The organism is Tabrizicola oligotrophica (assembly GCF_011008935.1).
Classification (GTDB): Bacteria; Pseudomonadota; Alphaproteobacteria; order Rhodobacterales; family Rhodobacteraceae; genus Tabrizicola_A; species Tabrizicola_A oligotrophica.
In genome coordinates, this window is the sequence record NZ_JAAIVJ010000006.1 from 162,309 (window position 1) to 188,631 (window position 26,323).

The 26,323-nt window shown below is 65.8% G+C and carries 29 protein-coding genes; 19 read left to right on the forward strand and 10 right to left on the reverse strand.

Annotation, left to right across the window (positions count from 1 at the left end; translation table 11 throughout):
* Positions 1 to 28: 28 nt before the first annotated feature.
* Both fabB and fabA read right to left on the reverse strand, forming a co-directional pair.
* Positions 29 to 1,258, reverse strand: coding sequence for a beta-ketoacyl-ACP synthase I (gene fabB, locus G4Z14_RS11800; RefSeq protein ID WP_164625932.1), 1,230 nt, complete (start codon positions 1,256 to 1,258; stop codon positions 29 to 31).
* A 16-nt stretch (positions 1,259 to 1,274) separates the two neighbouring features.
* Positions 1,275 to 1,784 (reverse strand): bifunctional 3-hydroxydecanoyl-ACP dehydratase/trans-2-decenoyl-ACP isomerase, encoded by a 510-nt coding sequence (fabA, locus tag G4Z14_RS11805; protein ID WP_164625934.1) that lies wholly within the window; start codon positions 1,782 to 1,784, stop codon positions 1,275 to 1,277.
* A 145-nt stretch (positions 1,785 to 1,929) separates the two neighbouring features.
* On the opposite strand from fabA, the gene irrA reads away from it, so the two are divergent.
* Positions 1,930 to 2,358: an iron response transcriptional regulator IrrA gene (irrA, locus tag G4Z14_RS11810; RefSeq protein ID WP_321573031.1), complete on the forward strand. Its 429-nt coding sequence runs from the start codon at positions 1,930 to 1,932 to the stop codon at positions 2,356 to 2,358.
* A 61-nt stretch (positions 2,359 to 2,419) separates the two neighbouring features.
* Here the strand turns inward: irrA and G4Z14_RS11815 are convergent, their stop codons facing one another.
* On the reverse strand, positions 2,420 to 2,815 hold the full coding sequence (locus G4Z14_RS11815; RefSeq protein ID WP_164625936.1) for a group III truncated hemoglobin: 396 nt from the start codon (positions 2,813 to 2,815) through the stop codon (positions 2,420 to 2,422).
* Between the two features lie 235 nt (positions 2,816 to 3,050).
* Between G4Z14_RS11815 and ileS the strand changes: the two genes are divergently transcribed.
* On the forward strand, positions 3,051 to 6,050 hold the full coding sequence (gene ileS / locus G4Z14_RS11820) for an isoleucine--tRNA ligase (RefSeq protein ID WP_164625938.1): 3,000 nt from the start codon (positions 3,051 to 3,053) through the stop codon (positions 6,048 to 6,050).
* A 154-nt stretch (positions 6,051 to 6,204) separates the two neighbouring features.
* Here the strand turns inward: ileS and G4Z14_RS11825 are convergent, their stop codons facing one another.
* Entirely contained in the window at positions 6,205 to 6,408 is a 204-nt protein-coding gene (locus G4Z14_RS11825; protein WP_164625940.1) for a DUF1127 domain-containing protein, read from the reverse strand.
* A gap of 100 nt (positions 6,409 to 6,508) precedes the next feature.
* On the opposite strand from G4Z14_RS11825, the gene G4Z14_RS11830 reads away from it, so the two are divergent.
* The 3 genes from G4Z14_RS11830 (at position 6,509) to G4Z14_RS11840 (ending at position 8,902) form a co-directional block, all read left to right on the forward strand.
* Positions 6,509 to 7,411 carry a LysR family transcriptional regulator gene (locus G4Z14_RS11830; protein WP_164625942.1) on the forward strand — a complete coding sequence of 301 codons (903 nt, stop codon included), beginning with the start codon at positions 6,509 to 6,511 and terminating at the stop codon, positions 7,409 to 7,411.
* Entirely contained in the window at positions 7,408 to 7,887 is a 480-nt protein-coding gene (locus tag G4Z14_RS11835; RefSeq protein ID WP_164625944.1) for a methylated-DNA--[protein]-cysteine S-methyltransferase, read from the forward strand. Before G4Z14_RS11830 ends, G4Z14_RS11835 begins: the two co-directional genes overlap by 4 nt.
* Positions 7,888 to 8,065: 178 nt before the next feature.
* A complete protein-coding gene (locus G4Z14_RS11840) occupies positions 8,066 to 8,902 on the forward strand; it encodes a DMT family transporter (protein ID WP_164625946.1) in 837 nt (278 codons plus the stop codon).
* 40 nt (positions 8,903 to 8,942) lie between these two features.
* Here G4Z14_RS11840 and G4Z14_RS11845 read toward each other — a convergent pair whose 3' ends face one another.
* From G4Z14_RS11845 to fsa, 4 genes are all read right to left on the reverse strand, one after another.
* Positions 8,943 to 9,647, reverse strand: a complete 705-nt coding sequence (locus G4Z14_RS11845) for a CDP-alcohol phosphatidyltransferase family protein (protein ID WP_164625948.1) — start codon at positions 9,645 to 9,647, stop codon at positions 8,943 to 8,945.
* 50 nt (positions 9,648 to 9,697) lie between these two features.
* Positions 9,698 to 10,630, reverse strand: a complete 933-nt coding sequence (locus tag G4Z14_RS11850) for a tyrosine recombinase XerC (RefSeq protein ID WP_164625949.1) — start codon at positions 10,628 to 10,630, stop codon at positions 9,698 to 9,700.
* Complete coding sequence (locus tag G4Z14_RS11855) at positions 10,627 to 11,319, reverse strand: DUF484 family protein (RefSeq protein ID WP_164625951.1); 693 nt, start codon at positions 11,317 to 11,319, stop codon at positions 10,627 to 10,629. The genes G4Z14_RS11850 and G4Z14_RS11855 overlap by 4 nt, the downstream gene beginning before the upstream one ends.
* Before the next feature lie 201 nt (positions 11,320 to 11,520).
* Entirely contained in the window at positions 11,521 to 12,174 is a 654-nt protein-coding gene (gene fsa / locus G4Z14_RS11860; RefSeq protein ID WP_164625953.1) for a fructose-6-phosphate aldolase, read from the reverse strand.
* Between the two features lie 76 nt (positions 12,175 to 12,250).
* Here fsa and G4Z14_RS11865 point away from each other — a divergent pair, with 76 nt between their 5' ends.
* The 4 genes from G4Z14_RS11865 (at position 12,251) to G4Z14_RS11880 (ending at position 16,880) form a co-directional block, all read left to right on the forward strand.
* Positions 12,251 to 14,452: a primosomal protein N' gene (locus tag G4Z14_RS11865; protein ID WP_164625955.1), complete on the forward strand. Its 2,202-nt coding sequence runs from the start codon at positions 12,251 to 12,253 to the stop codon at positions 14,450 to 14,452.
* A 148-nt stretch (positions 14,453 to 14,600) separates the two neighbouring features.
* Positions 14,601 to 15,251 carry a peptide-methionine (S)-S-oxide reductase MsrA gene (gene msrA, locus G4Z14_RS11870; RefSeq protein ID WP_164625956.1) on the forward strand — a complete coding sequence of 217 codons (651 nt, stop codon included), beginning with the start codon at positions 14,601 to 14,603 and terminating at the stop codon, positions 15,249 to 15,251.
* Between the two features lie 327 nt (positions 15,252 to 15,578).
* Positions 15,579 to 16,415 (forward strand): 50S ribosomal protein L11 methyltransferase, encoded by an 837-nt coding sequence (locus G4Z14_RS11875; RefSeq protein WP_227751699.1) that lies wholly within the window; start codon positions 15,579 to 15,581, stop codon positions 16,413 to 16,415.
* Between the two features lie 108 nt (positions 16,416 to 16,523).
* A complete protein-coding gene (locus G4Z14_RS11880; RefSeq protein ID WP_164625958.1) occupies positions 16,524 to 16,880 on the forward strand; it encodes a hypothetical protein in 357 nt (118 codons plus the stop codon).
* A gap of 124 nt (positions 16,881 to 17,004) precedes the next feature.
* Here the strand turns inward: G4Z14_RS11880 and G4Z14_RS11885 are convergent, their stop codons facing one another.
* Positions 17,005 to 17,208, reverse strand: a complete 204-nt coding sequence (locus G4Z14_RS11885) for a DUF1127 domain-containing protein (RefSeq protein WP_164625960.1) — start codon at positions 17,206 to 17,208, stop codon at positions 17,005 to 17,007.
* A gap of 324 nt (positions 17,209 to 17,532) precedes the next feature.
* Between G4Z14_RS11885 and ruvC the strand changes: the two genes are divergently transcribed.
* The 5 genes from ruvC to G4Z14_RS11910 all read left to right on the forward strand — a co-directional run bounded on the left by ruvC (position 17,533) and on the right by G4Z14_RS11910 (position 21,381).
* Positions 17,533 to 18,051: a crossover junction endodeoxyribonuclease RuvC gene (gene ruvC, locus G4Z14_RS11890; RefSeq protein WP_164626093.1), complete on the forward strand. Its 519-nt coding sequence runs from the start codon at positions 17,533 to 17,535 to the stop codon at positions 18,049 to 18,051.
* Positions 18,048 to 18,731 carry a Holliday junction branch migration protein RuvA gene (gene ruvA / locus G4Z14_RS11895; RefSeq protein WP_164625962.1) on the forward strand — a complete coding sequence of 228 codons (684 nt, stop codon included), beginning with the start codon at positions 18,048 to 18,050 and terminating at the stop codon, positions 18,729 to 18,731. The genes ruvC and ruvA overlap by 4 nt, the downstream gene beginning before the upstream one ends.
* A 3-nt stretch (positions 18,732 to 18,734) precedes the next feature.
* Positions 18,735 to 19,760: a Holliday junction branch migration DNA helicase RuvB gene (gene ruvB / locus G4Z14_RS11900; RefSeq protein WP_164625964.1), complete on the forward strand. Its 1,026-nt coding sequence runs from the start codon at positions 18,735 to 18,737 to the stop codon at positions 19,758 to 19,760.
* Between the two features lie 338 nt (positions 19,761 to 20,098).
* The gene (locus G4Z14_RS11905; protein WP_164625967.1) at positions 20,099 to 20,710 is read left to right on the forward strand and encodes a hypothetical protein; all 612 of its coding nucleotides are present in this window, start codon (positions 20,099 to 20,101) and stop codon (positions 20,708 to 20,710) included.
* A complete protein-coding gene (locus G4Z14_RS11910) occupies positions 20,707 to 21,381 on the forward strand; it encodes a DUF2161 domain-containing phosphodiesterase (protein WP_321573032.1) in 675 nt (224 codons plus the stop codon). The genes G4Z14_RS11905 and G4Z14_RS11910 overlap by 4 nt, the downstream gene beginning before the upstream one ends.
* Here G4Z14_RS11910 and G4Z14_RS11915 read toward each other — a convergent pair.
* Complete coding sequence (locus G4Z14_RS11915; RefSeq protein WP_164625969.1) at positions 21,365 to 21,802, reverse strand: CreA family protein; 438 nt, start codon at positions 21,800 to 21,802, stop codon at positions 21,365 to 21,367. The two genes, G4Z14_RS11910 and G4Z14_RS11915, sit on opposite strands and share 17 nt — an antisense overlap.
* A gap of 102 nt (positions 21,803 to 21,904) precedes the next feature.
* On the opposite strand from G4Z14_RS11915, the gene ybgC reads away from it, so the two are divergent.
* The 5 genes from ybgC (at position 21,905) to tolB (ending at position 26,285) form a co-directional block, all read left to right on the forward strand.
* Positions 21,905 to 22,321 (forward strand): tol-pal system-associated acyl-CoA thioesterase, encoded by a 417-nt coding sequence (ybgC, locus tag G4Z14_RS11920; protein ID WP_164625971.1) that lies wholly within the window; start codon positions 21,905 to 21,907, stop codon positions 22,319 to 22,321.
* Between the two features lie 148 nt (positions 22,322 to 22,469).
* Positions 22,470 to 23,165 carry a protein TolQ gene (tolQ, locus tag G4Z14_RS11925; protein ID WP_164625973.1) on the forward strand — a complete coding sequence of 232 codons (696 nt, stop codon included), beginning with the start codon at positions 22,470 to 22,472 and terminating at the stop codon, positions 23,163 to 23,165.
* A 3-nt stretch (positions 23,166 to 23,168) separates the two neighbouring features.
* Positions 23,169 to 23,636, forward strand: a complete 468-nt coding sequence (gene tolR / locus G4Z14_RS11930) for a protein TolR (RefSeq protein WP_164625975.1) — start codon at positions 23,169 to 23,171, stop codon at positions 23,634 to 23,636.
* 9 nt (positions 23,637 to 23,645) lie between these two features.
* Entirely contained in the window at positions 23,646 to 24,857 is a 1,212-nt protein-coding gene (locus G4Z14_RS11935; RefSeq protein ID WP_164625977.1) for a cell envelope biogenesis protein TolA, read from the forward strand.
* Positions 24,858 to 24,965: 108 nt separating this feature from the next.
* The gene (tolB, locus tag G4Z14_RS11940; RefSeq protein WP_164625979.1) at positions 24,966 to 26,285 is read left to right on the forward strand and encodes a Tol-Pal system beta propeller repeat protein TolB; all 1,320 of its coding nucleotides are present in this window, start codon (positions 24,966 to 24,968) and stop codon (positions 26,283 to 26,285) included.
* Positions 26,286 to 26,323: the final 38 nt, after the last annotated feature.

The window sequence follows — 26,323 nt, forward strand, 5'->3', positions numbered from 1 at the left end:
AAGCGAATTTCTATCAAAAATCGGGCGGTTATCCCAGATATTTGCTCATCACCAAGGTCGCGTTGGTGCCGCCAAAGCCAAAGCTGTTGGACAGGACCGAGTCGATCTCCACCCCCTCGCGCAGCGTGGTCACGATCTCCGACGGGTCGAGCGCAGGGTCCAGCGTGGTGACGTTGGCCGAAGCGGCGATGAAGCCCTTGTTCATCATGATGAGCGAATAGATCGCCTCCCACACGCCTGCGCCGCCGAGGCAATGGCCGGTCAGCGATTTGGTCGACGCGATGGGCGGGGTCTTGCCCCGACCGAAGACGCGGCGGATCGCCTCGACCTCGGTCACGTCGCCGACCATGGTCGAGGTGCCGTGGCTGTTGATATAGTCGATCTTGCGGCCCTGCGGCAGGGTAGACAGCGCCAGCCGCATCGCCCGCTCGCCGCCTTCGCCCGAGGGGGCCACCATGTCATAGCCATCCGAAGTGGCACCATAGCCGGTGACTTCGCCGTAAATCTTGGCGCCGCGGGCGAGGGCGTGATTCAGCTCCTCCAGCACCACGACCCCGCCGCCACCAGCAATCACGAACCCGTCGCGCGTGGCGTCATAGGTGCGGCTGGCGGTTTCGGGGGCGTCGTTATACTTGGACGACATCGCGCCCATGGCGTCAAAGAGGCACGACAGCGTCCAGTCCAGTTCCTCACCGCCGCCGGCAAAGACGATGTCCTGCTTGCCCATCTGAATGAGCTCGGTGCCATTGCCGATGCAATGCGCCGAGGTGGAGCAGGCCGAGGTGATCGAATAGTTCACGCCGCGGATCTTGAACGGCGTAGCAAGGCAGGCCGACACCGTCGAGGACATGCCCTTGGTCACGCCAAAGGGGCCGATCCGCTTGGGCGCACCGGTTTCGCGCACGATGTTATGTGCCTTGAAGAAGGATTTGGTCGACGGCCCACCCGAGCCGACGATGATCCCGGTGCGGTCGTTGGAGATGTCGCTGTCCGAGAGCCCGGAGTCCTTTACCGCCTGATCCATGGCGATGAAGGTATAGGCCGCCCCGTCGCCCATGAAGCGCAGGTCGCGCTTGTCGATGTGGTCTTCCAGCACGATGTTGGGCTGGCCATGCACCCGGCAGCGGAACCCGTGTTCGGCATAATCAGGGGCAAAGACGATGCCGGATTTGCCGGCCCGCAGGCTGGCCTCAACCTCGGCGGCATTGTTGCCGATGGACGAAACGATCCCGATCCCGGTGATAACGACGCGACGCATGGGCGCTTTCCTTTCCTCAGTTTGCCGAAAGGGCAACCTTCATGTCGGTGACTTGATAGATGACCTCGCCGTCAGCCTCGACGATGCCGTTGGCGACGCCCATGGTCAACCGGCGGGTCTGAATGGCCTTGGTGAAGTCGACCTTGTAGGTCAGCATCTTGCGGTCGGGCCGCACCATGCCGGTCAGTTTGACCTCGCCCACACCCAGCGCATAGCCGCGCCCTTGCCAGCCGCGCCAGCCCAGGTTGAAGCCGGTGAGTTGCCAAAGCCCGTCAAGGCCAAGGCAGCCCGGCATGATCGGGTTGCCGGGAAAGTGGCAGTCGAAGAACCACAGGTCGGGCGTGATGTCGAATTCGGCGACCACATGACCCTTGCCGTGCAGGCCGCCCTCCTCGGAAATCTCGGTGATGCGGTCCATCATCAGCATCGGCGGCGCGGGCAGCTGCGCATTGCCGGGGCCAAAGAGCTCGCCGCGCGCGCATTTCAGAAGGTCTTCCTTGCTGAACGATGTCGGATACTGGCCCATGCGCCCGCTGTCCCCCCAAAGGCTGTTGTTTCCCCCGTGTATCACCCCCACGGATAGGGAAGCAAGGGCGGGGGGCAGTGGCCGGCCCTGTGCCGCGCGGGAAAGACAATTGAAATGTTCAGGATATCGCGTTACTTCTGACCCCATGAACGATCTGACCGTCATGCACACGGAACAGCGGCTGGTGGAGTGGCTGGCGCGCGGGGGGCTTCGGCCCACGCGGCAGCGCATTGCGCTTGCCTCGCTGCTGGTTGGCGACGGTGAACATCGCCATGTCACGGCCGAGGGGCTTTATGCCGCCGCGGCGGGCACGGCGGACAAGGTCAGCCTTGCCACCGTCTACAACACGCTGCGCGCCTTCTGCGACGCCGGTCTGATGAACGAGGTGGTGGTGGACGGCTCGCGGTCCTATTTCGACACCCGGCTTGATGACCACCCGCATTTCTACTGGGAAGACACCGGCGCGCTGACCGATGCGCCCGCCGCGCAGCTGAAGATCGCCGAACTGCCCGCTGCGCCCGAAGGGGCCGAAATTGCGCGGGTCGATGTGGTGATCCGGCTGAAGAAGGCCTGACGCCCCCCGCCTCGTCACCAGAACGCGCGAGGAGCGGCGAAACGCCTGTGCAGAGCCGGCTTCAGCGCAGGCCCGGCACGCCGGTTTCCTCGACCCCCATCCGCAACCCACGCCCGATCCGGTGCGCCAGTTCCGACCAGCTTTGCGCCGTTTCGGGTCGCAGGTGCCGCTTCAGCACCGAATCGAACAGCCCGAGCCAGACATCGAACATCTGCGCCCGCACATTGCCCGCCGCCTGATGCACGGCGAAGGGATTGCCGTCATAGCTGCGCTCCATCAGGATCGCGTTGCGCCAGAACCGGGCGATCTTTGCCTCATGTGCGGGCCAGTCGGTCACATGTACCGAAAACACCGGGCCAAGGCCGGGGTGGTGGCGGAGGGCGGCATAGAACTCGGCCACCACAAGGTCGATCTCGGCGGCGGTGATCGGAAAGCGCGGAGGCAGGGCGTTGGTCATGGTGATCGCCAGTCTTGCCCGCCCGCAGGCTGCCTCGCAAGGCGTGCCTTCGTCGCACCCCCCCCTTCGCACCCCTTTGACCTTGGCCCCGCCCAACCCTATAAGGCGGGCCATGAGCCGCATATCCGTGCCCCTTCACCGAATTATCGGCCCGGCGTCCTGATCGGATGCCGGGAATCTGGCGGCATCTGCCCGCCCCCATGACCGAAATCTCCGCTTTCAAGGACCGCATCCGATGTGCGCCGACACGCCCAAGACCGACGATCAGACTGCCGACTATCGCACCACCGTCTTCCTGCCCGAAACCGAGTTCCCGATGCGCGCGGGCCTGCCCCAGCGCGAACCGGACTGGCTGGCCCGCTGGGAGCGGATCGGCGTCTATGACCGGCTGCGGGCCAAGACCGGGCCGGATGGGCAGAAGCGCCGCGATTTCACGCTGCATGACGGCCCGCCCTATGCCAACGGCCATCTGCACATCGGCCATGCGCTGAACAAGATCCTCAAGGACATGGTGGTGCGCAGCCAGCAGATGATGGGCCGCGACGCCCGCTATGTGCCGGGCTGGGATTGCCACGGGTTGCCGATCGAGTGGAAGATCGAGGAGCAGTACCGCGCCAAGGGCCTGAACAAGGACGACGTTGATGTCGTGGCCTTCCGGCAGGAATGCCGCAAGTTCGCCGAGGGCTGGATCGACGTGCAGCGGTCCGAGTTCAAGCGGCTGGGCGTCACCGGCAAGTGGGAAAAGCCCTATCTCACCATGGATTACCATGCCGAGGCGGTGATTGCCGATGAGTTCATGAAGTTCCTGATGAACGGCACGCTGTATCAGGGCTCGAAACCCGTGATGTGGTCGCCGGTGGAAAAGACCGCGCTGGCCGAGGCCGAGGTGGAGTATCACGACCACACCAGCCATATGGTCTGGGTGCGGTTTAAGGTAACCCATGCAACCAACCTTCCGAATTGGATCAACGGGGTTGGTGATGAAATGCCCGTTGTAAGCGGCGGCAAGACCCAGTTTGCGCGTGAGTTGGAAAACTCCTGTGTGGTGATCTGGACCACGACGCCCTGGACGATTCCGCAGAACCGGGCAGTATCCTTCGGCCCGGCCATCGCCTATGGGCTTTACCGCGTCACCGCCCTGTCCGAAGCTGCCGCCGGTGCGCCGGGCGAGACGGTGATCCTGGCGGACAGGCTGGCGGACGAGGTCATGAAGGCCGGCAAGGTCGAGGCCTTCGAGAAGGTTCGGGCGGTATCGGCGCAAGAGCTGGAGGGGCTGACGCTGGCCCATCCCTATCGCGGTCTGGCCGAGAACGGCGAGTGGAATTATGACGTTCCCATGCTGCCGGGCGATCATGTCACCGAAGACGCCGGCACCGGCTTTGTCCACACCGCGCCGAGCCATGGCGATGACGACTATCAGATGGGCGTCAAGTTCCGCCTGCCGATGACCTACAACGTCGAAGCCGACGGCAGCTATCGTGCCGATCTGCCCGTGTTCGGCGGCCAGCACATCATCTTGCCAGATGGCAAGGAAGGCCCGGCGAATGTCAGCAATATCAAGGCGCTGGCCGGGGTGGGCGCGCTGTTTGCCAAGGGCAAGCTCAAGCATTCCTACCCGCATAGCTGGCGCTCCAAGGCGCCGGTGATCTACCGCAACACGCCGCAATGGTTCGCCGCCATCGACGCCAGGATCGACGACGGTCAGGGCGCCTATGGCGACACCATCCGCGCCCGCGCGCTGCATTCGATCAACCAGCTGGTCGAGTTCACGCCGGTCTCGGGGCGCAACCGCCTGCATTCGATGATCGAGGCGCGGCCCGATTGGGTGCTGTCGCGCCAGCGCGCCTGGGGCGTGCCGCTGACCTGCTTTACCAAGGTGGGTGCAAAACCCACCGATGCCGATTTCCTGCTGCGCAACCCCGAAGTGAACGCCCGCATCAAGGCGGCGTTCGAGGCCGAGGGGGCGGACGTCTGGTATGTGGCCGGCTTCAAGGAAAAGGTGCTGGCAGGCATCGTTGACCCGGCGGCCTACCGCCAGATCTTCGACGTGCTGGACGTCTGGTTCGATTCTGGCTCGACCCACGCCTTCGTGCTGCGCGACCGCGCGGACGGCACCGAGGACGGGCTGGCCGACCTTTACCTTGAAGGCACCGACCAGCACCGCGGCTGGTTCCATTCCTCGATGCTGCAGGCCTGCGGCACCAAGGGGCGGGCCCCGTATCGCGGTGTGCTGACCCATGGGTTCACGCTGGACGAGAAGGGCATGAAAATGTCCAAGTCCCTTGGAAATACCGTGGCGCCGCAACAGGTTATCGACGAATACGGCGCCGACATCCTGCGGCTTTGGGTGGCGCAGTCGGATTACACGGTGGACCTGCGCATCGGGAAGGAAATCCTGAAAGGCGTGGCCGACAGCTATCGCCGGCTGCGCAACACCATGCGCTTCCTTCTGGGCAATCTTGCGGGTTTTGATGCGGCGGAGAAGGTCGCCCCGGAAGACATGCCGGAGCTGGAGCGTTGGGTGCTGCACCGCTTGGCCGAACTGGACGCAGAGGTGCGCCAGGGCTATGCCAAGTATGATTTCCAGGGCGTGTTCCAGAAGCTGTTTACCTTTGCGACCACCGATCTGTCGGCAGTCTACTTCGACATCCGTAAAGACAGTCTTTACTGCGACGCGCCTGCGTCCCTCCGCCGCCGGGCGGCGCGGACGGTGCTGGATATCCTGTTCCACCGCCTGACCAAATGGCTGGCCCCGATCCTCGCCTTTACGATGGAAGAGGTCTGGCTCTGCCGCAATCCGGGCGACGACACTTCGGTGCATCTGGAAGATTTCCCCGATACGCCAAGCATTTGGCGCGACGAGGCGCTGGCCGCGAAATGGGAGGGCATCCGCGCCGCCCGCCGCGTGGTGACGGGCGCCCTGGAGGTGCAGCGCACCGCCAAGGTGATCGGCGCCAGCCTGGAGGCCGCGCCTGTGGTGCATGTCGAGGACAAGGCCCTGCTGGCGGCGCTGAAATCGGTCAACTTCGCCGATCTCTGCATCACCAGCGCGATTTCCCTGAGCGGCGATCCGGCCCCGGCCGAGGCCTTCCGCCTGCCCGAAGTGCCGGGTGTGGCCGTGGTGTTCGAAACCGCCGAGGGCGAGAAATGCCAGCGCTGCTGGCAGATCCTGCCCGATGTCGGCAGCCACAAGCACGCCCACACCTGCAAGCGCTGCAACGACGCCCTGGGGTGAGGCGCTGGCGGCGGGCGGCTGCCCGTTTCCAAGGGTCAGCGGAGCAAGACAATAACGACAAAGCGCGCCTTGACGGGCGCGCTTTTGGCTTCTCGACGGCGGGAAAAAGCCGCGGGGGGCACTGGGAAGGCCCCCCGCGGCAGGAACTGCCCGTTCAGGCAGGGAGACGCAGACGGAACGGCAGGGCCGGGAAGCTCCAAACCTTGTGGCGGGCCTCGCGCGGGCCGAGACCCAGATGCATGGTTTCAAGATCGGCCCGCGTCAGGCCGATATCCGCCAGCAACCGGTCGTCCGAGCGATCAAGCAGGAACTTGGTCGAGCGGCGGGTTTGGATCTGGGTGAGGATATTGGTGAACATGGCGGACTCCTTTGCTTGTCCCATTCATATGCGCCGTTCATTGACATTTCACAAACGAATAGGTTTCATCCCTGACATATGAAATCCTCATGGGTGCGATATGTCGATCCCGCTCGACAGCGATCTGATGCGCAGCTTTCTGGCCGTGGCGGATGCCGGCTCGGTCACGGTCGCGGCAGCGCGGCTTTATCGCACGCAATCGGCGGTTTCGCTGCAGATCAAGCGGCTGGAGGAAAGCCTTGGCCAGCCGCTGTTCACCCGGCAGGCGCGCGGGGTGGAACTGACGCCGCGCGGAGAGCAGCTTTTGCCCTATGCCCGCAAGGTGGTGGCGCTGCTGGATCAGGCGGCGATTGCGCTGCGGGAAAAGCCGCTGGTCGGACCGGTGCGGGTTGGCATCCCGGATGAATACTCCGGCACAGTTTTGCCGCGCGCGCTGGCGGCCTTTGACGAGCGTCACGAAGGGGTGCAGGTTTCGGTGCGGGTCGACCATTCCAGCGCCCAGATCCGGGCGCTGGAGGCCGACGAGATCGACCTCGCGGTGATCTACGACTGGGACTATGTGCAGGAAGGCGAGGTTCTGTGCATTGACCCGACGGTCTGGGTGACGTCGGTGGCGCATCAGCAGCACCTGCGCCATCCGGTGCCGGTGGCGGTCTATTTCAAATCCGCCTGGAGCCGGGAATTCGCAGAGGCCGGCCTGACGCGCCAGCGCATCGATTGGCGTCCGGCCTGGTCGTGCGACATGGCGGGGGGGTTCCGGGTGGCGGTGCAGAACGGCATGGCGGTGGCGCCGCTGTCACGCTCCACCATCCCGACGGGCTGCCGGGAGTTGACGGCCGAGGATGGCTTCCCCATCGTCGATTATGCCCGCGTGATCCTGCGGCGCAACCCGCGCGGCACCTCGTCTGCGATCGAGGGCATGGCAGCGATGTTGCGCGAGGCCTTTGCGCCCTTGGGCGTGCAATCGACGAAACTGCCAAACATCCGCGGGGCGGGAGCATGATTGAGAGGAGCAGGATCGAGGCAAGCCTTGGCATTGACACCGCGCTGGGACGTCTCACGCTTTGGCAGTCCGGGGACAGGCTGACCGGGCTTTCCTGGGCAGAGTTGCCGCCTTCCGGGGCGGCGCCGACTCCGCTTCTGGCCGAGGCCTCCGCCCAGCTTGCAGCCTATTTCGCGGGCCGCCTGCAGCAGTTCGATCTGCCGCTTGACTGGGGCACGGGCCTGCACGAACAGGTGCGCCGCGCCATGGCCGCGATCCCCTTTGGCGAGACCCTGACCTATGGCGAGATCGCCGCCAGGGTCGGCGCCCCGGCGCAGTCGGTGGGCCAGGCCTGTGGTGCGAACCCCTTGCCGATCATCATCCCCTGCCACAGGGTGCTTGGCGCCAAAGGGCTTGGCGGGTTTTCCGCACGGGGAGGGGTGGAAACCAAGGTCTGGCTGCTGCGCCACGAGGGCGCGGCCGGGCTGTTGATCTGATCCGCCGCGCCGCCGCCTTGACCGCATTGCCAGCACGGGAAAGGCCATGCGACACCGGCGGGCACCCCCGGCGGAGGGTTTTCGCCACGGAGAAACGCGATCCGCCCGGGGGAAGGTTCTTGCGAGGGACGGTCGCTGTTTGTAACGGTTTGACGACAGCAGCGCACAGGGGCGGGAATTGAGCATTTGGGTCATGATGGCCGTCCTTGGCGCGGCTTTTCTGCATGCCTTGTGGAATTCTCTGCTGAAGGTCGGCGCCTCGCGCATGGGGGCGATGGTGATCCTGTCGATTGGCGAGGTTCCCATCGGGCTGGCGGTGGCGCTGGCCATGCCGCCTCTCGACTGGCAGGTCGCCCCCTGGGTCCTGGGGGCGGGGTGTGCGCATTTCTTCTACAAGCTCTTCCTGACCTATGCCTATGAGCGCGGCGATCTGAGCCGTGTCTATCCCATCGCCCGCGGCTCGGCGCCGTTGGTGGTCGGCCTGGCGTCGCCCTTTTTCCTGCCCGATGTCATCTCGCCCATGGAATTCGCCGGGATTGCGGTGCTGGGGGCGGGGATTCTCCTGATGGCGCAGGGGGTCTTTGCCAGCGGCGAGAACCGCCGGCTGATCCCCTATGCCCTGGGCTCCGCCTGTGCGACGGCGTGCTATACGCTGATCGACGGGCAGGGCGCGCGGGTGGCGGGCGATGCGGTGGCCTATATCGCCTGGGTCTTTGTGGTGGACGGGGTGTTCTTTGCCGTCGGCATGCTGGCCTGGAAGGGGTTCGATGTGCTGCCGCGGCAGGGGCGGGCCTGGGGCATCGGGATGATCGCCGCCGCGGCGTCCTACGGCGCTTATGCGGTCAGCGTCTGGGCCATGACCATCGCGCCGATCGCAGTGGTGGCGGCCTTGCGGGAAACTTCGATCCTCTTTGCCGTGCTGATCGGCTGGCTGGCCTTTGGCGAGCGGATGACAAGGGGCAAGGCGCTGGCCGCGCTGGTCATTGTCGGGGGCGTGATGCTGACGCGGCTTTAAGGCGCCGATGAGACGCCGCAGGCGACCGAGCGGGACGGCGTCAGGAAATCCGGCGCGGGCGTTCGGGAACGATCTGTTGCGCCATGCCCGCGACCACCAGATAAAGCGAAGTCGCCACAAGGCCCCAATGCGCCCAGGTGCCCTCGGCAAAATTCACCCAGGCGGCCCAGCCCGCGAACAGCACCCAGGCGATCGACACCGGCAAGGTCACATCGCGCCAGCGCATGGTCCGGGTGGGGTGGACGAATTTCAGCGGCAGGAACATGCCGACCGTCAGCAGCACCACGACCGCCAGAATGACGTTCTGCGAGGGTGCGATGGCGAACAGCACCAGCACCACCATGTTCCAGCAGGCCGGAAAGCCGGAAAAGCTCTTGTCCTTGGTCTTCATCCGGGTGTCGGCGAAGTAGATGACCGAGCCATAGCAGATTGCGATGATCGCCAGCCAGCCGGTCCAGCCGGTCAGCATGCCCGACTTGAACAGCGCATAGGCCGGGATGAAGACATAGGTCAGATAGTCCACGATCAGGTCCATCAGCACCCCGTCATAGATCGGGAAGTTCTTGGGCGTGTCGTAGCGCCGCGCCAGCGGGCCGTCGATGCCGTCGACAAAAAGCGCCAGCACCAGCCACAGGAACATGGTCTGCCAGTTGCCCTCCACCGCGGCGAGCATCGCAAACATCGACAGCACCGCCCCGGTGGCAGTCAGGAGATGGACGGAGAGGGCTTTGATCTTGATGTGCATAGGGTCTTTTTGGCGGATATCGGTCTCAAGTCAACCGCCACGGGTTCCGATCAGGCCCTTGGATGGGCCTTTTCGTAGACTTCCATCAGCCGGGCAGCATCGACAGCGGTATAGGCCTGCGTCGTCGACAGCGAGGCATGACCCAGAAGTTCCTGAATGGCGCGCAGATCGCCGCCGGCCGCCAGCAGATGCGTGGCAAAGCTGTGGCGCAGGGCGTGCGGCGTTGCCGTGGCGGGCAGGCCCATCTGCAGGCGGGCTTGCTCCATGACCTTCTGCACAAGGCGCGGGTTCAAGGGGCCGCCGCGGGCGCCGCGAAACAGCGGGGCGTCCTTGTGCAGGTCCATCGGGCAGAGCGTAGCATAGCGGGCCACCGCGTGCTGCGCGGCCGGCAGCGTCGGCACCAGCCGCTCCTTGCCGCCCTTGCCGGTGATGCGCAGCATCTCGGGCAGGGGGTGGGCCGCGCCCGTCAGACCGAGGGCCTCGGAAATCCGCAGGCCCGAGCCGTACAGCAGCGTCACGATCGCCATGTCCCGCGCGGCAATCCAGTCCTCGCGCGCCTGATCGCCGACCACCTGAATGATGTCGCGCGCCGCCTCCTCGGCCAGCGGGCGCGGCAGTTTGCGCTGGAATTTCGGGCCACGGGCCGACAGGGCGGCGGTGGCGTCGGTGCCCTCCTGATCGGCGACGAAGGCGAGGAAGTTCTTCACCGCCGACAGCTTGCGTGCCATGGACCGGGGCGAGATCTCCCGGTCGCGCATCGCGGCCATGAAGGCGCGCAGGTCGGGCTGACCCAGTGCTGTCAGGGCTGCCAGCCCCTCTTGCCCGCCGTGATGCTGGCTCAGGAAATCAAGGAACTGGCCGACGTCACGGCCATAGGCGGCAAGCGTGTTCTCGGCCGCGCCTTTCAGGGCGCGCAGGTGGTCCAGCCAGCGGGAAAGCGCGGCGCGCTGGGCGGCAGAGATTGCCAGCCCGCCCGAGCTCATGACAGCCAGCGCCGCATGGTGCGTTCGAAGATGCCGGCGAAGAAGGCCAGCAGGTCGGTGCCATGGGTCGGCTTGAACTGGTGCGGGTCTTCGGCGCCAAGGACCAGCATGCCGGGCAGCCGGCCCTTGCCGAAATCAAGCTTCATCAACGCCTCGGAGCGGATCCAGCCCGCGCGTTCGCCATAGATCGCGTCCGATTGCGGCTGCACCTGCCGCAGCACCACCGGGCGCTGGGGCACATTGCGCCCGCCGGTCAGGTAATCGCTGACAAAGCCGGGGGCGGCGACATACAGCACGTCGCCCAGCTTGCGGATCGTCGGATCTTCGGCCTCCTGCACCGATTCCAGCACCAGCCGCACGCAATCGACCCGCAGGGTCTGCGCCACGTCATGGGCCATGGTCTTCAGGAAGTCCTCGAAGCTGAGCGGGTCGAGCATCTGCAGGATCGCGCGATGCACCTGATTGGTGCCGGCGAGGTTCTCATAGGCGGCGGCAATCACGGTGCGGTGGGTGTCTTCCAGCCGGTCCAGCCGGTTCTCCAGCCGCTCCATCGCAATGCCGCGCAGATCGACGATGTTTGAGCCCATCAGCCGCTCGTTCGCGCCGATGAGCGCGTTCATCACGTCGCGGTCTTCCAGAAGCGTTTCGGGTTCCGCAAGAATGCGGTCCCGCATGTCCTGATCCATCATCCGTCCCGGCCCCAACACCCGCCGCTCGACAAGCGGGCTTTACATTTTTCAACCTTCTAGCATGGAACAGGCTGAAGGCTCCAGCATTTTGACAGCGTGCGCCGCGCGCCTGCGGTCTTGCCGTTCAGAGTGGCGCAAATGGCCGGGCGGACTGCGCGCGTCCGCCCGGCCGAAGGTTGCACCGGCGGCTGCCGGACCGTCTTACAGGATCTTCTGGCCGGTCTTGGCCCAGTCCTTCATGAACTGCTCCAACCCCTTGTCGGTCAGCACATGATTGGCCAGCCCCTTGATGACGGCGGGCGGCGCGGTCATCACGTCGGCGCCGATCAGCGCGCATTGGGTGACATGGTTGGCGGTGCGGATCGAGGCGGCAAGGATCTGAGTGTCGAAGCCGTAGTTGTCATAAACCTGCCGGATGTCGGAAATCAGCTCCAGCCCGTCAAGGTTGATGTCATCGAGACGCCCGATGAAGGGCGAGATGAAGGTGGCGCCGGCCTTGGCGGCCAGCAGCGCCTGATTGGCGCTGAAACACAGGGTGACGTTCACCATCTTGCCCTCGTCCGACAGCACCTTGCAGGTTTTCAGCCCGTCCCAGGTCAGCGGCACCTTGACGGCGATGTTCGGGGCGATCTCGGCCAGCTTGCGGCCTTCGGCGATCATCTCGTCGGCCTTCAGCGCCACGACTTCGGCCGAGACCGGACCTTCGACGAAGGAGCAGATTTCCTTGGTGACTTCCAGAATGTCGCGGCCCGATTTCAGGATCAGCGAGGGGTTGGTGGTGACCCCGTCCACCATGCCAAGGTCATGGAGTTCGCGGATGGCATCGACATCGGCGGTATCGACAAAGAATTTCATGGCACGGTCCTTCCGGTATGGGTTGCGGGGGCTTGGGGCGGGGTTTACCCCATATGGGGGGCAAGGCAAAGAGCAGATGACAGCAGCGGTTTCGGGCGAACGGGTTTACGCGGCGGGTGAGCTGGTGGGGGTTCTGACCACCGAGCCTTTGGGCCGCGTTCTGGACTACAAGGCGCCCGAGGGCGGCTGCGGCGACGGCGATTTCGTCGAGGTGCCGCTGGGTTCGCGCCGGGTGCTGGGGGTGGTCTGGGGGCCGGGTGAGGGCAGGTTTGATCCCGCGCGCATCCGCCCGGTTGGTCGGGTGCTGGACGCTGCGCCGATGCGGGCCGAGTTGCGCGGTTTCCTCACCCGCGCCGCCGACTACACGCTGACGCCCCTTGCCGCCATGCTGCGCCTTGCCACCCGCGCGCCGGGTTTGGGCGACGCGGTGTCGATGCGCAAGGTCTACCGGCTGGCCGGGCCGGTGCCGAACCAGCTGACCGAAGCGCGGTTCCGGGTGGTCGAGGCGCTCAGACGCTTTGGGCAGGCGCCGGTGACGCTGGGCGAGCTGGCCGAGGAGGCGGCCTGCGGGGCATCGGTGGTGAAAGGTCTGGTCAAGCTCGGGGTGATTGCCGAGGAGGACACTCCGCGCGATCTGCCCTATCCGCCGATGCAGCCGAAGATTGCCAGTCATCTGATGGGCGATCAGGTGGCGGCAGCGGATGCCCTGGTGGCGCAGATCGGCGGCGGCTTTGCGGCGACGCTGCTCAAGGGCGTCACCGGCTCGGGCAAGACCGAGGTCTATCTTGAGGCGGTGGCCGAATGTCTGCGCGCCGGGCAACAGGCGCTGGTTCTGTTGCCGGAAATCGCCTTGACGGCGGATTTCCTCTCGCGTGTCGAGGCCCGCTTCGGCACCCGTCCGGCCGAATGGCATTCCGGCGTGACGATGACCGAACGCCGCCGGCTGTGGAAGATGGTCGGCCAGGGCGGCGCGCAATTCGTGGTCGGCGCGCGCTCGGCGCTGTTCCTGCCGTTCCGCGATCTGGGGCTGATCGTGGTCGATGAGGAGCATGACACCTCCTACAAGCAGGAGGAGGGCGTAATCTACAACGCCCGCGACATGGCCGTGCTGCGGGCCAGCATCCTTGGATGTCCTGTCGTGCTCGCGTCGGCGACGCCCTGTCTTGAGACATGGGCCAATGTCGAGGCCGGGAAATATGGCCGGGTCGATCTGGGCGCGCGCTTTGGTGCGGCGGAATTGCCGCCGATGAAGGCCATCGACATGCGGGGCGAAACCCTGCCCTCTGACCGCTGGATTTCGGCCAAGCTGGCGGCCGAAGTGCAGGCGCGTGTGGCCAAGGGCGAGCAGAGCCTGCTGTTCCTGAACCGCCGGGGCTATGCGCCGATCACGCTCTGCCGGGCCTGCGGGCATCAGGTCGGCTGCGATGATTGCGACGCGCGGATGGTAGAACATCGGTTCCTCAAGCGCCTCGTCTGCCACCAATGCGGCGCGACAAAGCCCGTGCCGGTGGCCTGCCCCGCCTGCGGGGTGGAGGGGCGCATGGCCGCCGTCGGCCCGGGGGTAGAGCGGCTGGCCGAGGAGGTGACGGCGCGCTTCCCCGAAGCGCGGCTGGCGGTGCTGTCGTCGGACCTGTTCGGCTCGGCGCGGGCCTTGAAAGAGGCGGTGGTCAATATTGCCGAAGGCGGCGCCGACATCATCATCGGCACGCAGATCGTCGCCAAGGGGCACAATTTCCCGCTGCTGACGCTGGTCGGCGTCATCGACGCCGATCTTGGCCTGCAGGGTTCGGACTTGCGGGCGGCGGAGCGGACGTTCCAACTGATGCGGCAGGTGGCGGGCCGGGCGGGGCGGGCGGACAAGCCGGGCGAGGCCTTTTTGCAGACCCACCAGCCGGAACACCCCGTCATTCGCGCGATTCTGGGCGGCGACGAGGAGGCGTTCTGGAAGGCCGAAGCCGCCGAACGCCGCGCGGCGGGGGTGCCGCCTTACGGGCGGATGGCGGGGATCATCCTGTCCTCGCCCGACGTGGGACAAGTCTTTGACTTCGGGGCCGAACTGGCGCGGCGGGACGAGCCGTTGCGCCGCGTCGGTGCGCAGGTGTTCGGCCCGGCCCCGGCGCCGATTGCCCGCGTGCGCGGACGGCACCGGGTGCGGCTCTTGGTCAGGGCCGACAAGACCGCGCCCTTGCAGGCGGCGCTGGCGGAGTGGGTGGGGCAGATGAAGCTGCCGGCCAACCTGCGGCTGGCCATCGACATCGACCCGCAGAGTTTCTACTAGTCGATTTCTGCCGCAGAAATCGCTCCGGAGCTTTGGCAAAACTCCGGGGCTGCCGGGGCAGCCCAAATTTCTTGCGAAGAAATTTGCCAAAATCCTTCGAAGGATTTTGTTTTGCCCTATATCAGGCAACAGAAACAGGAGATGCCCGATGTTCTTTATCGACCGCGCCAAGATGCAGATGGTCCGCCCCGAAGACGCCCTTCCCGGCCGCCCCGAGCCGATGCCCGTGACCGAGCCGCATTTTCTGTCGGGGATCGACCTGAAATCCGCGGTGCCGGCGGGCATGGCCGAGGCGATGTTCGGCATGGGCTGCTTCTGGGGTGTCGAGCGCAAGTTCTGGCAGGCTCCTGGCGTCTGGCTGACCATGGTCGGCTATGCCGGCGGCATCACGCCGAACCCGACCTACAAAGAAACCTGCACCCAGCTGACGGGCCATAACGAGGTGGTGCGGGTGATCTATGACCCGGCTGTCACCTCTTATGAGGCGTTGTTGCAGCTGTTCTGGGAAAACCATGACCCGACGCAAGGCATGCGGCAGGGCAATGATACGGGCTCGACCTATCGCTCGGGGATCTACACCTATACGCCCGAACAGGCCGCCGCGGCCGAGGCGTCGAAGGCAATCTATGCCGGGCGTTTGCGGGCCGCTGGTCACGGGGCGATCACCACCGAAATCCTGCCGGCACCGGTGTTCTACTATGCCGAGGATTATCACCAGCAATATCTGGCCAAGAACCCGCAGGGCTATTGCGGCTTGGGCGGCACCGGCGTCACTTGCCCGATCGGGCTGACTGCTTGACCGGGCTGGGCCGAGGGCCTAAGCCCGCCGGAGACAACTCCGGAGGCCCCCATGCCCATGTTCATCGCGCAAACCACGCTGGAAGGCGATGAGGCGGCTTTCGCGCTGGCCGAGGCGCTGGAGCGGATGCAGCCGCCGGCGCTGACCGCCGATTGCTATGATGTCGAGGGCATGGCCGGACTGGTGCAGGTGGCGGCGACGTTTTCGCTGCCGCCGAACGAGGTGATGCTGGCGGTTCTGGCCGAGGCCTTTGGCGCGGCGGCCTTTGAGGTGACGAGCGTGTCGCAGCACACCTGGTCGGCGCTGACCACGCTGCCGGGCGAGGGCATGGCCCGCGCCCTGGCCGGGACGATGGAAACTCTGGACCCCGCGCCCTATGGCGTCGGCGCTTTCGAGATCGAGGATGGCTCCGGCCTTTGGGAGGTCGGTGCCTATTTCTCGGAGGCCCCCGACACCGCGACGATCAATGCGCTGGCGGCAAAGGCCGGGGCCCGGCCCTTTGTCATCTCCGAAGTGCCCGATGTCGACTGGGTCGCCCATGTCCGGCGCGAGCTGGCACCGGTCGAGGCCGGGCGGTTCTTCGTCTATGGCAGCCATGATGCCGACAAGGTTCCCGCCGATCCCGGTCGGGTGGCCTTGCAGATCGAGGCGACGGTGGCCTTCGGCACCGGCCATCACGGCACGACGCTGGGCTGCCTGCGCGCCTTCGACCGGCTTTTTGCCGAGGGGCTGCGCCCTGCAAAGGTGGCCGACATCGGCGCGGGAACTGCTGTGCTGGCGATTGCTGCCGCTGCCGTGCTGCCGGATGCGCTGGTGATTGCCTCGGACATCGACGAGGTGGCGGTTGATGTTTCCGAGGCCAATGTGTCGATCAACGGGCTGGAAGGCCGGATCGAATGCCTTGAGGCAGCCGGCTTTGCCCATCCGCGCCTGCATGAGGCCGGCCCCTTTGACCTGATCTTCGCCAATATCCTGAAAGGTCCGCTGATCGAACTGGCCCCCGACATGGCGCAGCATTGCGCGGCGGGCGGGCTGGTGATCCTGTCCGGCCTGCTTGCGGTTCAGGCCGAGGCGGTGACGGCAGCCTATGTCGCGGCCGGCTTCACCCCGGTTTCGCGCGAGGATCTGGGCGAGTGGTCGGCATTGGTGCTGAAACGGAACTGAATTGTTTCTGTCAAATCCAAGGCTTAACCGGCTTCCCTGCCCAGATTTTGACACAATCTGATCGCATCACGAATACCCTGTGGGGGCGTAATGCGTGGAGCCGGTATCATGTACGATACGAATTTGGTCGACTTCTATAGCCGGGTTGCGAGTTTCGAGAAAGCGCAAGCCGAAGGCTATGGGCACGAAGCCCCCGGCACCCTTGGTCGATCCATCACCTATGGCCGCCGCAAGGCCCGCCGCCGGGTGCGCGTCATGCCCTTCGTCTTTGTCGCCCTTGCGGCCATCGGTCTGAAAGGCGCCATCCTGCACAGCGTGGGCTCTGCGGTCTACGACGCCCGCGTTGCCGCCCTGTCGGCGGGAGAAGGGTTTGACCGTCTTGGCGGCTGGCTGATGCAGGTCGATCCCGTCACCGCCTATGTCGCCGACAAGATCGGCGAGGCCGTCGTCGCAATCAAGAGTTGAATTGTTCTGGCGCAAGGTGCGGTGCGCCAGTTTCGAGGCAGGGTCCACAGGCAGGGATCAGGAAAGCAAAAGCCGCCGCCCGGCATCCGGGCGGCGGCTTTGTGCATTCCTGCGCAGACGTGGCTCAGCGGCCGATCGTCTCGATGTCGCCCCGGCACAGACCGATATCTTCAAGCTCGCGGTCCGACAACTTGCCCAGTGCCTTGCGGGTGACGCGGGCGTCATTCCAGGCAGCAAGGGCGGCGGTCTTGTCGTTCAGCGACTGAACGAAACGGAAAATGGCGATGGCGCCAAACGGCGCCGCGCGGGACGTCTCATAGGCGGCCATAGCGGGTATCCTTTCACAAACTGCTCATATGCAAGGCATCTGTTTGCCTTCGATGGCAGGAAAATAGTCATGCTGCAGGTGCGAAGCAATGGGACTTCCGGCATGGCCGCAATGCGTGCCGCGCATGGCTTTTTGCCCCAATTTTGCCGCATTTCTGCGAGCTGGCGCGCTGATACCGACGGAAATGTCGCTTTTGTGGCGTGCCCCGTCGAGTTTCTGCGTTTGCATAACAAACCTGTTACAAAGCGCCAGGCCTGCAATTCACTTGGCGGATGTTCTCTTTTCGTGCTAATCGGGAAAAAACACGAAAAACGGGGGGCGGGCATGCGGGTGTTGGGAATCGACCCGGGGCTCAGGAATCTTGGCTGGGGAATCATCGACGTCGCGGGCGCGCGTCTCAGCCATGTTGCCAATGGTATCTGCCATTCCGCCCCGGGCGAAGGCGAGGGCGATCTGGCGCAACGGCTGGTCAGCTTGCACACCCAACTGACCGAGGTGCTGCGCGCCCATGCTCCGGACGCGGCGGCGGTGGAGCATACTTTCGTCAACAAGGACGCAGTGGCGACGCTGAAACTCGGTCAGGCGCGCGGCATCGCGCTTTTGGTTCCGGCGCAGTTCGGGCTGACGGTCGGCGAATATGCCCCGAATGCGGTGAAGAAATCCATCGTCGGCGTCGGCCATGCCGCCAAGGATCAGGTCGATCACATGGTGCGCCTGCATCTGCCCGGTGTGAAAATCGCCGGGCCGGATGCCGCGGATGCCTTGGCGATTGCGATCTGCCATGCGCATCATCTGCAAAGCGCAGGCCGGTTGCAGGCGGCATTGAAAAGGGCGGCGGGATGATCGGCAAGATTTCGGGGCGGCTCGACTGGCGCGGCGGCGACACAGTGCTGATCGACGTGCGCGGTGTGGGCTATGTCGTGCACGTGTCCGACCGCACGCTGGCGGGCCTGCCGGGTCTGGGTGAGGCGGTCAGCCTGTATACCGAGCTTCTGGTGCGCGAGGACCTGCTGCAGCTTTTCGGCTTTCCGACCATGCTGGAGAAAGAGTGGCACAAGCTCTTGATGACAGTGCAGGGGGTGGGGGCCAAGGCTTCGATGGCAATTCTTGGCACGCTGGGGGCCGAAGGCGTCGGCCGGGCGATTACCCTTGGCGATCAGCGCGCGATTCAGGCCGCGCCGGGCGTCGGGCCGAAGCTGGCGCAGCGGATCATTCTGGAGCTGAAGGCCAAGGCCGGGTCGGTGATGGCCATGGGCGCCAGCCTTGCGGTGACGGCGCAGGCGGATGACACGGTATTGGAGCCTTTCACGCCGGCGGCTCCGGTGAGGAAGGCCGCCAATGCAGCAAACGCCGGTCCGTCGCGCGCGGCGTTTACGGCTGATGCCCTGTCGGCGCTGATGAACCTTGGTTACGGGCAGGGAGATGCGGCGCAGGCGGTGGCGACCATCGCCGGCGAAAACCCCGAGGCCGACACGGCGACCCTGATCCGCGCCAGTCTGAAGCTTCTGGCCCCGAAGGCGTAAGGCATGACCTCTGATCCCACCCTGCGCCCCGAGAAATTGCCCGAGGATCTGGACCGCGCGCTGCGTCCGCAGGCCTTGGAGGAATTCGTCGGTCAGGCCGAGGCGCGGGCCAATCTGGCGGTGTTCATCCAGTCGGCGCGCATGCGTGGGGAATCGATGGACCACACGCTGTTTCACGGCCCCCCCGGTCTGGGCAAGACCACGCTGGCGCAGATCATGGCGCGCGAGCTGGGGGTGGGGTTCCGCATGACCTCGGGTCCGGTGCTGGCCAAGCCCGGCGATCTGGCGGCGATCCTGACCAATCTCGAGCCGCGCGATGTGCTGTTCATCGACGAGATTCACCGCCTGTCGCCGGTGGTCGAGGAGGTGCTTTACCCGGCGATGGAGGATTTCGCGCTGGATCTCGTCATCGGCGAAGGCCCGGCGGCGCGCACGGTGCGGATCGACCTGCAACCGTTCACGCTGGTCGGCGCCACGACGCGGCTTGGCCTTCTGACTACGCCCCTGCGCGACCGCTTCGGCATTCCGACCCGGCTGAATTTCTACACCGAGGACGAGCTGGACCTGATCGTGGCGCGCGGCGCCCGGTTGATGGGGATCACGAGCGAGCCGGAAGGCACCCGCGAGATCGCCCGCCGCGCCCGCGGCACGCCACGGATTGCCGGGCGGCTGTTGCGGCGCGTGGTGGATTTCGTGACGGTCGAGGGCAACGGCCGGCTGACCCGCGCCATCGCCGACCGGGCGCTGACGCGGCTCGGGGTGGATCATCTGGGCCTTGACGGCGGCGACCGGCGCTATCTGTCGCTTCTGGCCGAGAATTACGGCGGCGGCCCGGTGGGGGTGGAAACCATCGCCGCCGCGCTGTCCGAAGCGCGCGATGCCATCGAGGAGGTGATCGAGCCCTATCTTCTGCAACAGGGCCTGATCCTGCGCACCCCGAGGGGGCGGATGCTGGGGGCCAAGGCCTGGGCGCATCTGGGCCTTGCCGCACCGAAAGCCCCGAGCCAGAGCGATCTGTTTGACGGCTAGAAGACGGAGCGGCTTGCGCCGCAATCTGGGTCTCGCCTCTGGCCTGCGGCCAACCGGCTCGGGACGGCAGGGGGGCTTCACCCCCCTCGGCGCCCGCGCGCCTCACCCCCGCGGATATTTGGTCCACATTGAAGGCTTCAACGTGGTTCAAATATCCAAAGACCGCCGAGCCGGTTGGCCGCAGGCCAGAGGCGAGAAACAAGACCTGCCGCTCCTTCGCCTTGCGAAGGAGCGGCGCAAATGTTTTCGGCCTCCTCTTGATGTTTGCCGCCCTTCGCGGCATCGACCTTGGCGCGGCGTTCGAGGAGAAGTGGGGCCGCTGGTTGAAGGAGTAGGGCATGACCCCCGATCAGGTGCAGCGGCTGTTTACCCGCAAGGACGGGAGCTATCTTTTCGCCCGCTGGAGCCGGCCGATCGTGCCGGTGGTCTTTGGCGTCGACGACGCCACGCTTGCGGTGGTCAAGGGCGCAGTCGAGGCGGTGGTGACGCTGGCCGGGCACCGGATGGCCGAGACCGACCCGGAACTCGGGGCGAACCTGATGGTGTTCTTCTTCCGCGACTGGGCGGAGCTGCCGCAGGTGCCGAACCTTGAGCGGCTGATCCCCGACCTTGCGCCACTCTGCGCCCGGCTGGCGGCAAGCGGGGCAAACCAGTATCGCGCCTTCCGGTTCGACGCGACGGGTGCGATCAAGGCGGCCTTCGTGTTCCTGCGCATGGATGCGGCGCTGTCGGAGATGCCGGCGGAGACACTGGCGCTGAACGAGGCGGTGCAGGTGATCCTGCTCTGGGGCGAGGAGGCCTTTGCCACGACTTCGCCCCTCGGCCGGGCGGGCGAGGCGGTGATCCTGCGGCCCGACATCGCCGCAGTGATCCGCGCCGCCTATGACAAGGTGCTGCCCGCCGTTGCCAGTGACCCGTCGCATGCCTACCGGCTGGCGGCGCGGCTGTGAAGGAGGCCGACCTTTACCCGGACCTGAAGGCCTTTCTTCAGGCGCAGGGCTATGAGGTCAAGGCCGAGATCGGCGCTTGCGATCTGATGGCGGTGCGGGGGGATGAGCCGCCGGTGATTGTCGAGATGAAGCTTTCCTTCTCGCTGGCGCTGGTGTTGCAGGGTGTGGCGCGGCAGGCGCTGTTTGACACGGTCTATCTCGCCGTCCCCGCGCCGAAAAAGGGGTGGCCGGCGCGCTACAAGGATATTGTCGCGCTGTGCCGGCGTCTTGGCCTTGGGCTTCTGGCCGTCAGCCCGGGGCAGGGGGTGGAGGCGCATCTTGACCCCGGCCCCTATCAGCCGCGCCGCAATCCCGCCCGCGCCGGCCGGCTGCTGCGCGAGTTTCAGCGCCGGGTCGGCGATCCCAATCAGGGCGGCAGCACCGGCGTCACGCGGATGACGGCCTATCGGCAGGATGCCTTGCGCTGCGCAAAGGCGCTGGCGGGGGGCGCGATGAAAGGGGCCGAGGTGGCCCGCGCCACCGGAACGGCCCGCGCCACCACCTTGATGCGCGATGATCATTATGGCTGGTTCGAGCGGCAGGCCAAGGGCATTTACGGTCTGACGCCCAAAGGCATGGCGGCGCTGTCCGAGAACGCGGCGGAACTGGCCCGGATCACGGCAGGGGAATGACCGAGATCGACATCTTGCCCGAGCCTTGCGTCACCTCATTGGCATGGGCAAGGTAGATCAGCGCACGGTTCTTCTCGTCATAGATCCGCGTCACCTTCAGCGATTTCAGGATCAGCGACTGACGTTCGGAGAACACCGTCTCGCCCTCCGGCCCCTTGTCGATGGCGCCCGGCACCACCGGGCCGGTCTGCACGCAATCGACCGCCGAATAGGAGGGATCCTCGAACCAGTTGCCCTGCGTCAGCCGATCATAGATCGAGCGGTCGAAATAGGCGACATGGCAGGTCACGCCCTGCACCTTGGGGTCGGCGATGGCTTCGATGATGATATCATTGCCGACCCAGTCGACGCCGACGCGGCCGATCTCCTCGGCTTGGGCGGGCAGGGCGAAAAGGGTGGTGGCAAGCAGGGCACGGATCATGGGGATACTCCTTTGCGCCCAAGATGTCGGAATGCAGGGGCGCCGCCGCAAGGGTGGACGTTCCCGTGCGGCCAAACTAGCCTTGACCGCAAAGGAGCGCCCATGACCGCCAAGCTCGCCGCCCACAGCCACCCCATCCGCGTCTATTACGAAGACACCGACCTTGCCGGCATTGTCTATTACGCCAATTACCTGAAATTCATCGAGCGGGCGCGCAGCGAATGGGTGCGGGCGCGCGGGGTGGATCAGGCGGCGCTGAAGGCGGGGCGGGGCATCGTCTTTGCGGTGCGCCGGCTGGAGGCCGATTATCTGAAACCGGCGAAGTTCGACGACGCGTTGCAGGTCACGACCGAGCTTCTGGCGCTGGGCGGGGCACGGATCGAACTTCGGCAGGAAGTCTGGCGCGGTGAAGAGCGCCTCTTTACCGCCGCCGTCACGCTGGTCTGCCTGCACGAGGGCGGTCAGGCGGCGCGCATTCCGGCCGAGGTGCGCGGCGCGCTGGCACCGATGCGCCATTGAGCGGGCCATTCCCGACACCCAGCCAGTCTGGCGCGACAATTCCGGCGAGTTCCCGCCATTGACGCAGATGTGTTGGCAATCCCCCTCAAATATTGCTAGAATCAGCTGTATCAGGCGGGCGTAGACCCGCATCAAAAGAGCAGGCGTAATGGAAACGGAAGCCATCGGAATGGCGGCGGAGATTGATTTCTCCATGTTCGCCCTATTTGCACGCGCGACGATCACGGTGAAATTCGTGATGATCGGGCTGATGATCATGTCCTTCTGGTCATGGGCGATCATCATCAGGAAACACCTGCTGTTCCGCACCGCTCGGGGCGAGGCTTCGGTGTTCGACCGCGCCTTCTGGTCGGGCGAACCTCTGGACGAGCTGTTCGAGAAGATCGGCGGCGACCCGCAGGGGGCATCCGAGAAGATCTTTTCGGCCGGCATGCTGGAATGGCGGCGCAGCCACCGGCAGGACGGCGGGCTGATCGCCGGGGCGCAGGCGCGGATCGACCGGGCGATGGACGTGGCAATTTCGCGCGAAAGCGAACTGCTGAACAAGGGGCTGAGCTTTCTGGCCACCACCGGTTCCACCGCGCCGTTCATCGGGCTTTTCGGCACGATCTGGGGCATCAAGCACAGCTTCGAACAGATCGCCATCAGCCAGAATACCAACCTGGCCGTCGTCGCCCCCGGCATTGCCGAGGCGCTTCTGGCCACTGGCATCGGCCTGATCGCCGCTATCCCGGCGGTGGTGTTCTACAACAAGCTGAATTCGGACAGCGAGCATATCCTTGGCAATTACGAGGCCTTTGCCGACGAATTCGCCACCATCCTGTCGCGCCAGCTGGACGCCTGACCGATGGGCGCCGGGGTCATGAAAAAATCGGGCGGGGGTGGCCGGCGCGGCCGCCGCCGCGGCCATTCGACCGCGATGAGCGAGATCAACGTCACGCCTTTCGTGGACGTGATGCTGGTTCTGCTCATCATCTTCATGGTGGCGGCACCAATGCTGACGGTCGGTGTGCCGATCGAGTTGCCGGATACGGCGGCGAACGCCATGCCGAACGAGGAAGAGGAACCGCTGACCATCTCGATCACCGCCGACGGGCTGATCATGTTGCAATCGACCGAAGTCTCGGATGTCGATCTCATTCCGAAGCTCGCGGCCATTGCCGCCGAACGCACCTCCGACAAGGTGTTCCTGCGCGCCGACGGGGCGCTGGCCTATGAGCGGGTGGCCCAGGTCATGGGGGCGCTGAATGCGGGCGGGTTCAACAACATCGGTCTGGTGACCGATGCCGGCGGCCCGTCGATGGACGGCAACTGAGGCCCGGCGATGAATTTGGGCAAGCTGGACAAGGCCACGACCATTTCCGCTGTGGGTCACCTTGGGGTGATCCTCTGGGCGATCATGGGCGACTGGCTGTTCGCGCCCAAGGACATGCCGCCGATGGAGGTCGCCGAGGTCTCGCTGCTGACCGAGGGCGAGTATCAGGCGATGATGGCCTCGGCCCCGAAGCCTGACCTCGAGGCCGCGCCCTCGGAAGAGCCGCCCGCCGTCGAGGCGCCCGAGCCGATCGACACCACCTTGCCCGAGGCAGAGCCGCTGCCGGAACCCGAACCCGCGCCCGAGCCGGACGCACCTGCCGAGCCGGTGCCGATGGAAGAGGTGCTGCCCGAGGAGGTGCCGGTCGCGCCCGAGGTCCAGCCCTTGCCGGTGCCTGAACCCGCGCCGCAGGTGGCCGAGGAAGAACAGCCGATTCCGGTGCCGGAAAGCACGGTGAAGCCGAAGCCCCGCCCGGCGCAGCGCATCACCGACGTACCGGTTGAAAGCCCCGAGGACACGCCCGAAGTGGCCGACGAGGCGACGCCCGAGGTCTCCGATCAGGCCGCGCCCGAGGCCGAGGTGGTGGAAACCACCGAACCGGCCGCCGCGCCTGAGGAAAGCGCCGCCATAGTCGCGCCCGACGCCACCGAATCCGATGCGCCCGAACTGGCACCGACCGCCTCACGCCGGCCGCAATCGCGGCCCGAACGGCAGGTGCAGGCCGATGAGACCACTGAGCCGGAGGCGCAGGCGACCGAAGAAGCCCCGGCCGAGGAGCCCGTCGAGCAGTCCGATGCCGAGGCCGAGGCGATTGCGGCGGCTCTGGCCGAAGCGGCGGCCACCGAGACATCGAGCAACGCCGACGCCAGCCTGCCCGAAGGCCCGCCGATGACGGCAGGCGAGAAGGATGGCGTGCGGGTGGCGATCAATTCGTGCTGGAACATCGGCAGCCTTTCCTCCGCTGCGCAGCGCGTGAAGCTGGTGATGCGGGTCGAGATGAACGAGGACGGCACGCCCATCGGCCCCTCCATCGAGATGACGGGCTTTGAGGGTGGCGATGAGGCGGCAGCCCAGCAGGCCTTTGAGGCGGCCAAGCGCGCCGTGGTGCGTGGTGTCAAGGGCTGTGGCGGCAAGCCCGGCTATCAGCTTGACCCGGCGAAATACGGCGAATGGAACGTGATGAACCTGACCTTCGACGCCTCGGGCATGAGGCTGCGCTGAGATGGTGGACCGCCGCGCAAAATTCCCCCTGCCATCCCGCCCGGCCTGCGGGCAGAATGGCAGACGAGAGCAGATCCGAAAAAACCCCGTGACAAACGAGGACGAGACATGACCGCTTTGAAATCCCTTTCCGCTGCCCTGATGATCGGGGTCGCCGGTCTGGTGGCCGCGCCGGCCATGGCCGAGCTGAACATCGTCATCGACAGCCCGGTGATCGAGCCGATGCCCTTCGCCATCCCGACCTTTGTCGACGAGGGCGGGGCGGGAGACTATGCCAGCAACATCAGCCGCGTCGTGGCGGCCGATCTGGCCGGCACCGGGCTTTTCCGCGAAATCCCGGCCGAGGCGCATATCTCGGGTGTGACCGCCTTCGATGCGCCCATCGCCTATAATGACTGGCAGGCGATCAACGCGCAGGCGCTGATCGTCGGCGCGGTGCAGGCCTCGGGCGACCGGATCGTGGTCAAGTTCCGCCTGTTCGACGTGTTCACCGGCCAGCCCCTTGGCGAGGGGCTGCAATTCGCCGGCACCCCCGACAGCTGGCGGCGCATGGCGCACAAGGTGGCCGATGCGGTCTACAGCCGGATCACCGGCGAGGGCCCCTATTTCGACAGCCGCGTGGTTTACGTTGCCGAAAGCGGTCCGAAGAACCAGCGCCAAAAGCGGCTGGGGGTGATGGATTATGACGGCGCCAATGTCGCCTATCTGACCGACTCGTCCTCGATCGTGCTGGCGCCACGCTTTTCGCCGAGTGGTGACAAGATCCTGTTCACCTCCTATGCCTCGGGCTTTCCGCAGATCTACCTGATGGATGTCGGCAGCCTTGAAACCCGCTCGCTGGGCGAGGTTCCCGGCACCATGACCTTCGCGCCCCGTTTCTCGCCCGATGGTGGCACCGTGGTGTTCAGCCTTGAACAGGGCGGCAATACCGACATCTACGCGATGGACGTCGGTGGTGGCGGCTTGCGGCAACTGACCAATGCGCCCTCGATCGAGACCGCGCCCTCGTTCAGCCCCGATGGCAGCCAGATCGTGTTCGAAAGCGACCGCTCGGGCGGGCCGCAGATATATGTGATGTCGGCCGGCGGTGGCGAGGCGGTGCGGGTGTCGGGCGGCAAGGGCCGCTATGGCACGCCGGTCTGGTCGCCGCGCGGCGACATGATCGCTTTCACCAAGCAGAACGAGGGCCGCTTCCACATCGGCGTGATGCGCACCGATGGCAGCGAAGAGCGGCTCTTGACCGCCTCGTTCCTTGACGAAGGCCCGACCTGGGCGCCGAATGGCCGCGTGGTGATGTTCACCCGCGAAAGCGCCGGCGCGGGCGGGCAGGCGCAGCTGTTCTCGGTCGACATCTCGGGCCGCAACCTGAAGCCGGTGACGACCGATGGCCCGGCCTCGGACCCGGCCTGGTCGCCGCTTCTGCCCTGAGGCTCATCGTTGCCCCTGCGGGGCCGATGAGCGGGGCC

What these genes read in the sequence shown, in the direction of transcription:
- G4Z14_RS11875 (WP_227751699.1), top strand. Translation starts at nt 15,579, where the DNA reads ATGGCCCGCGCCCTGGCCGGGACGATGGAAACTCTGGACCCCGCGCCC.
- tolB (WP_164625979.1), top strand. Translation starts at nt 24,966, where the DNA reads ATGACCGCTTTGAAATCCCTTTCCGCTGCCCTGATGATCGGGGTCGCC.
- G4Z14_RS11815 (WP_164625936.1), bottom strand. Translation starts at nt 2,815, where the DNA reads ATGACCAACGCCCTGCCTCCGCGCTTTCCGATCACCGCCGCCGAGATC.
- G4Z14_RS11825 (WP_164625940.1), bottom strand. Translation starts at nt 6,408, where the DNA reads ATGTTCACCAATATCCTCACCCAGATCCAAACCCGCCGCTCGACCAAG.
- irrA (WP_321573031.1), top strand. Translation starts at nt 1,930, where the DNA reads ATGAACGATCTGACCGTCATGCACACGGAACAGCGGCTGGTGGAGTGG.
- G4Z14_RS11865 (WP_164625955.1), top strand. Translation starts at nt 12,251, where the DNA reads ATGACAGCAGCGGTTTCGGGCGAACGGGTTTACGCGGCGGGTGAGCTG.
- fsa (WP_164625953.1), bottom strand. Translation starts at nt 12,174, where the DNA reads ATGAAATTCTTTGTCGATACCGCCGATGTCGATGCCATCCGCGAACTC.
- G4Z14_RS11855 (WP_164625951.1), bottom strand. Translation starts at nt 11,319, where the DNA reads ATGATGGATCAGGACATGCGGGACCGCATTCTTGCGGAACCCGAAACG.
- G4Z14_RS11935 (WP_164625977.1), top strand. Translation starts at nt 23,646, where the DNA reads ATGAATTTGGGCAAGCTGGACAAGGCCACGACCATTTCCGCTGTGGGT.
- G4Z14_RS11915 (WP_164625969.1), bottom strand. Translation starts at nt 21,802, where the DNA reads ATGATCCGTGCCCTGCTTGCCACCACCCTTTTCGCCCTGCCCGCCCAA.
- ileS (WP_164625938.1), top strand. Translation starts at nt 3,051, where the DNA reads ATGTGCGCCGACACGCCCAAGACCGACGATCAGACTGCCGACTATCGC.
- fabA (WP_164625934.1), bottom strand. Translation starts at nt 1,784, where the DNA reads ATGGGCCAGTATCCGACATCGTTCAGCAAGGAAGACCTTCTGAAATGC.
- G4Z14_RS11845 (WP_164625948.1), bottom strand. Translation starts at nt 9,647, where the DNA reads ATGCACATCAAGATCAAAGCCCTCTCCGTCCATCTCCTGACTGCCACC.
- tolQ (WP_164625973.1), top strand. Translation starts at nt 22,470, where the DNA reads ATGGAAACGGAAGCCATCGGAATGGCGGCGGAGATTGATTTCTCCATG.
- ruvB (WP_164625964.1), top strand. Translation starts at nt 18,735, where the DNA reads ATGACCTCTGATCCCACCCTGCGCCCCGAGAAATTGCCCGAGGATCTG.
- ybgC (WP_164625971.1), top strand. Translation starts at nt 21,905, where the DNA reads ATGACCGCCAAGCTCGCCGCCCACAGCCACCCCATCCGCGTCTATTAC.
- tolR (WP_164625975.1), top strand. Translation starts at nt 23,169, where the DNA reads ATGGGCGCCGGGGTCATGAAAAAATCGGGCGGGGGTGGCCGGCGCGGC.
- fabB (WP_164625932.1), bottom strand. Translation starts at nt 1,258, where the DNA reads ATGCGTCGCGTCGTTATCACCGGGATCGGGATCGTTTCGTCCATCGGC.
- ruvC (WP_164626093.1), top strand. Translation starts at nt 17,533, where the DNA reads ATGCGGGTGTTGGGAATCGACCCGGGGCTCAGGAATCTTGGCTGGGGA.
- G4Z14_RS11905 (WP_164625967.1), top strand. Translation starts at nt 20,099, where the DNA reads ATGACCCCCGATCAGGTGCAGCGGCTGTTTACCCGCAAGGACGGGAGC.
- msrA (WP_164625956.1), top strand. Translation starts at nt 14,601, where the DNA reads ATGTTCTTTATCGACCGCGCCAAGATGCAGATGGTCCGCCCCGAAGAC.
- G4Z14_RS11830 (WP_164625942.1), top strand. Translation starts at nt 6,509, where the DNA reads ATGTCGATCCCGCTCGACAGCGATCTGATGCGCAGCTTTCTGGCCGTG.
- G4Z14_RS11885 (WP_164625960.1), bottom strand. Translation starts at nt 17,208, where the DNA reads ATGGCCGCCTATGAGACGTCCCGCGCGGCGCCGTTTGGCGCCATCGCC.
- ruvA (WP_164625962.1), top strand. Translation starts at nt 18,048, where the DNA reads ATGATCGGCAAGATTTCGGGGCGGCTCGACTGGCGCGGCGGCGACACA.
- G4Z14_RS11835 (WP_164625944.1), top strand. Translation starts at nt 7,408, where the DNA reads ATGATTGAGAGGAGCAGGATCGAGGCAAGCCTTGGCATTGACACCGCG.
- G4Z14_RS11850 (WP_164625949.1), bottom strand. Translation starts at nt 10,630, where the DNA reads ATGAGCTCGGGCGGGCTGGCAATCTCTGCCGCCCAGCGCGCCGCGCTT.
- G4Z14_RS11880 (WP_164625958.1), top strand. Translation starts at nt 16,524, where the DNA reads ATGTACGATACGAATTTGGTCGACTTCTATAGCCGGGTTGCGAGTTTC.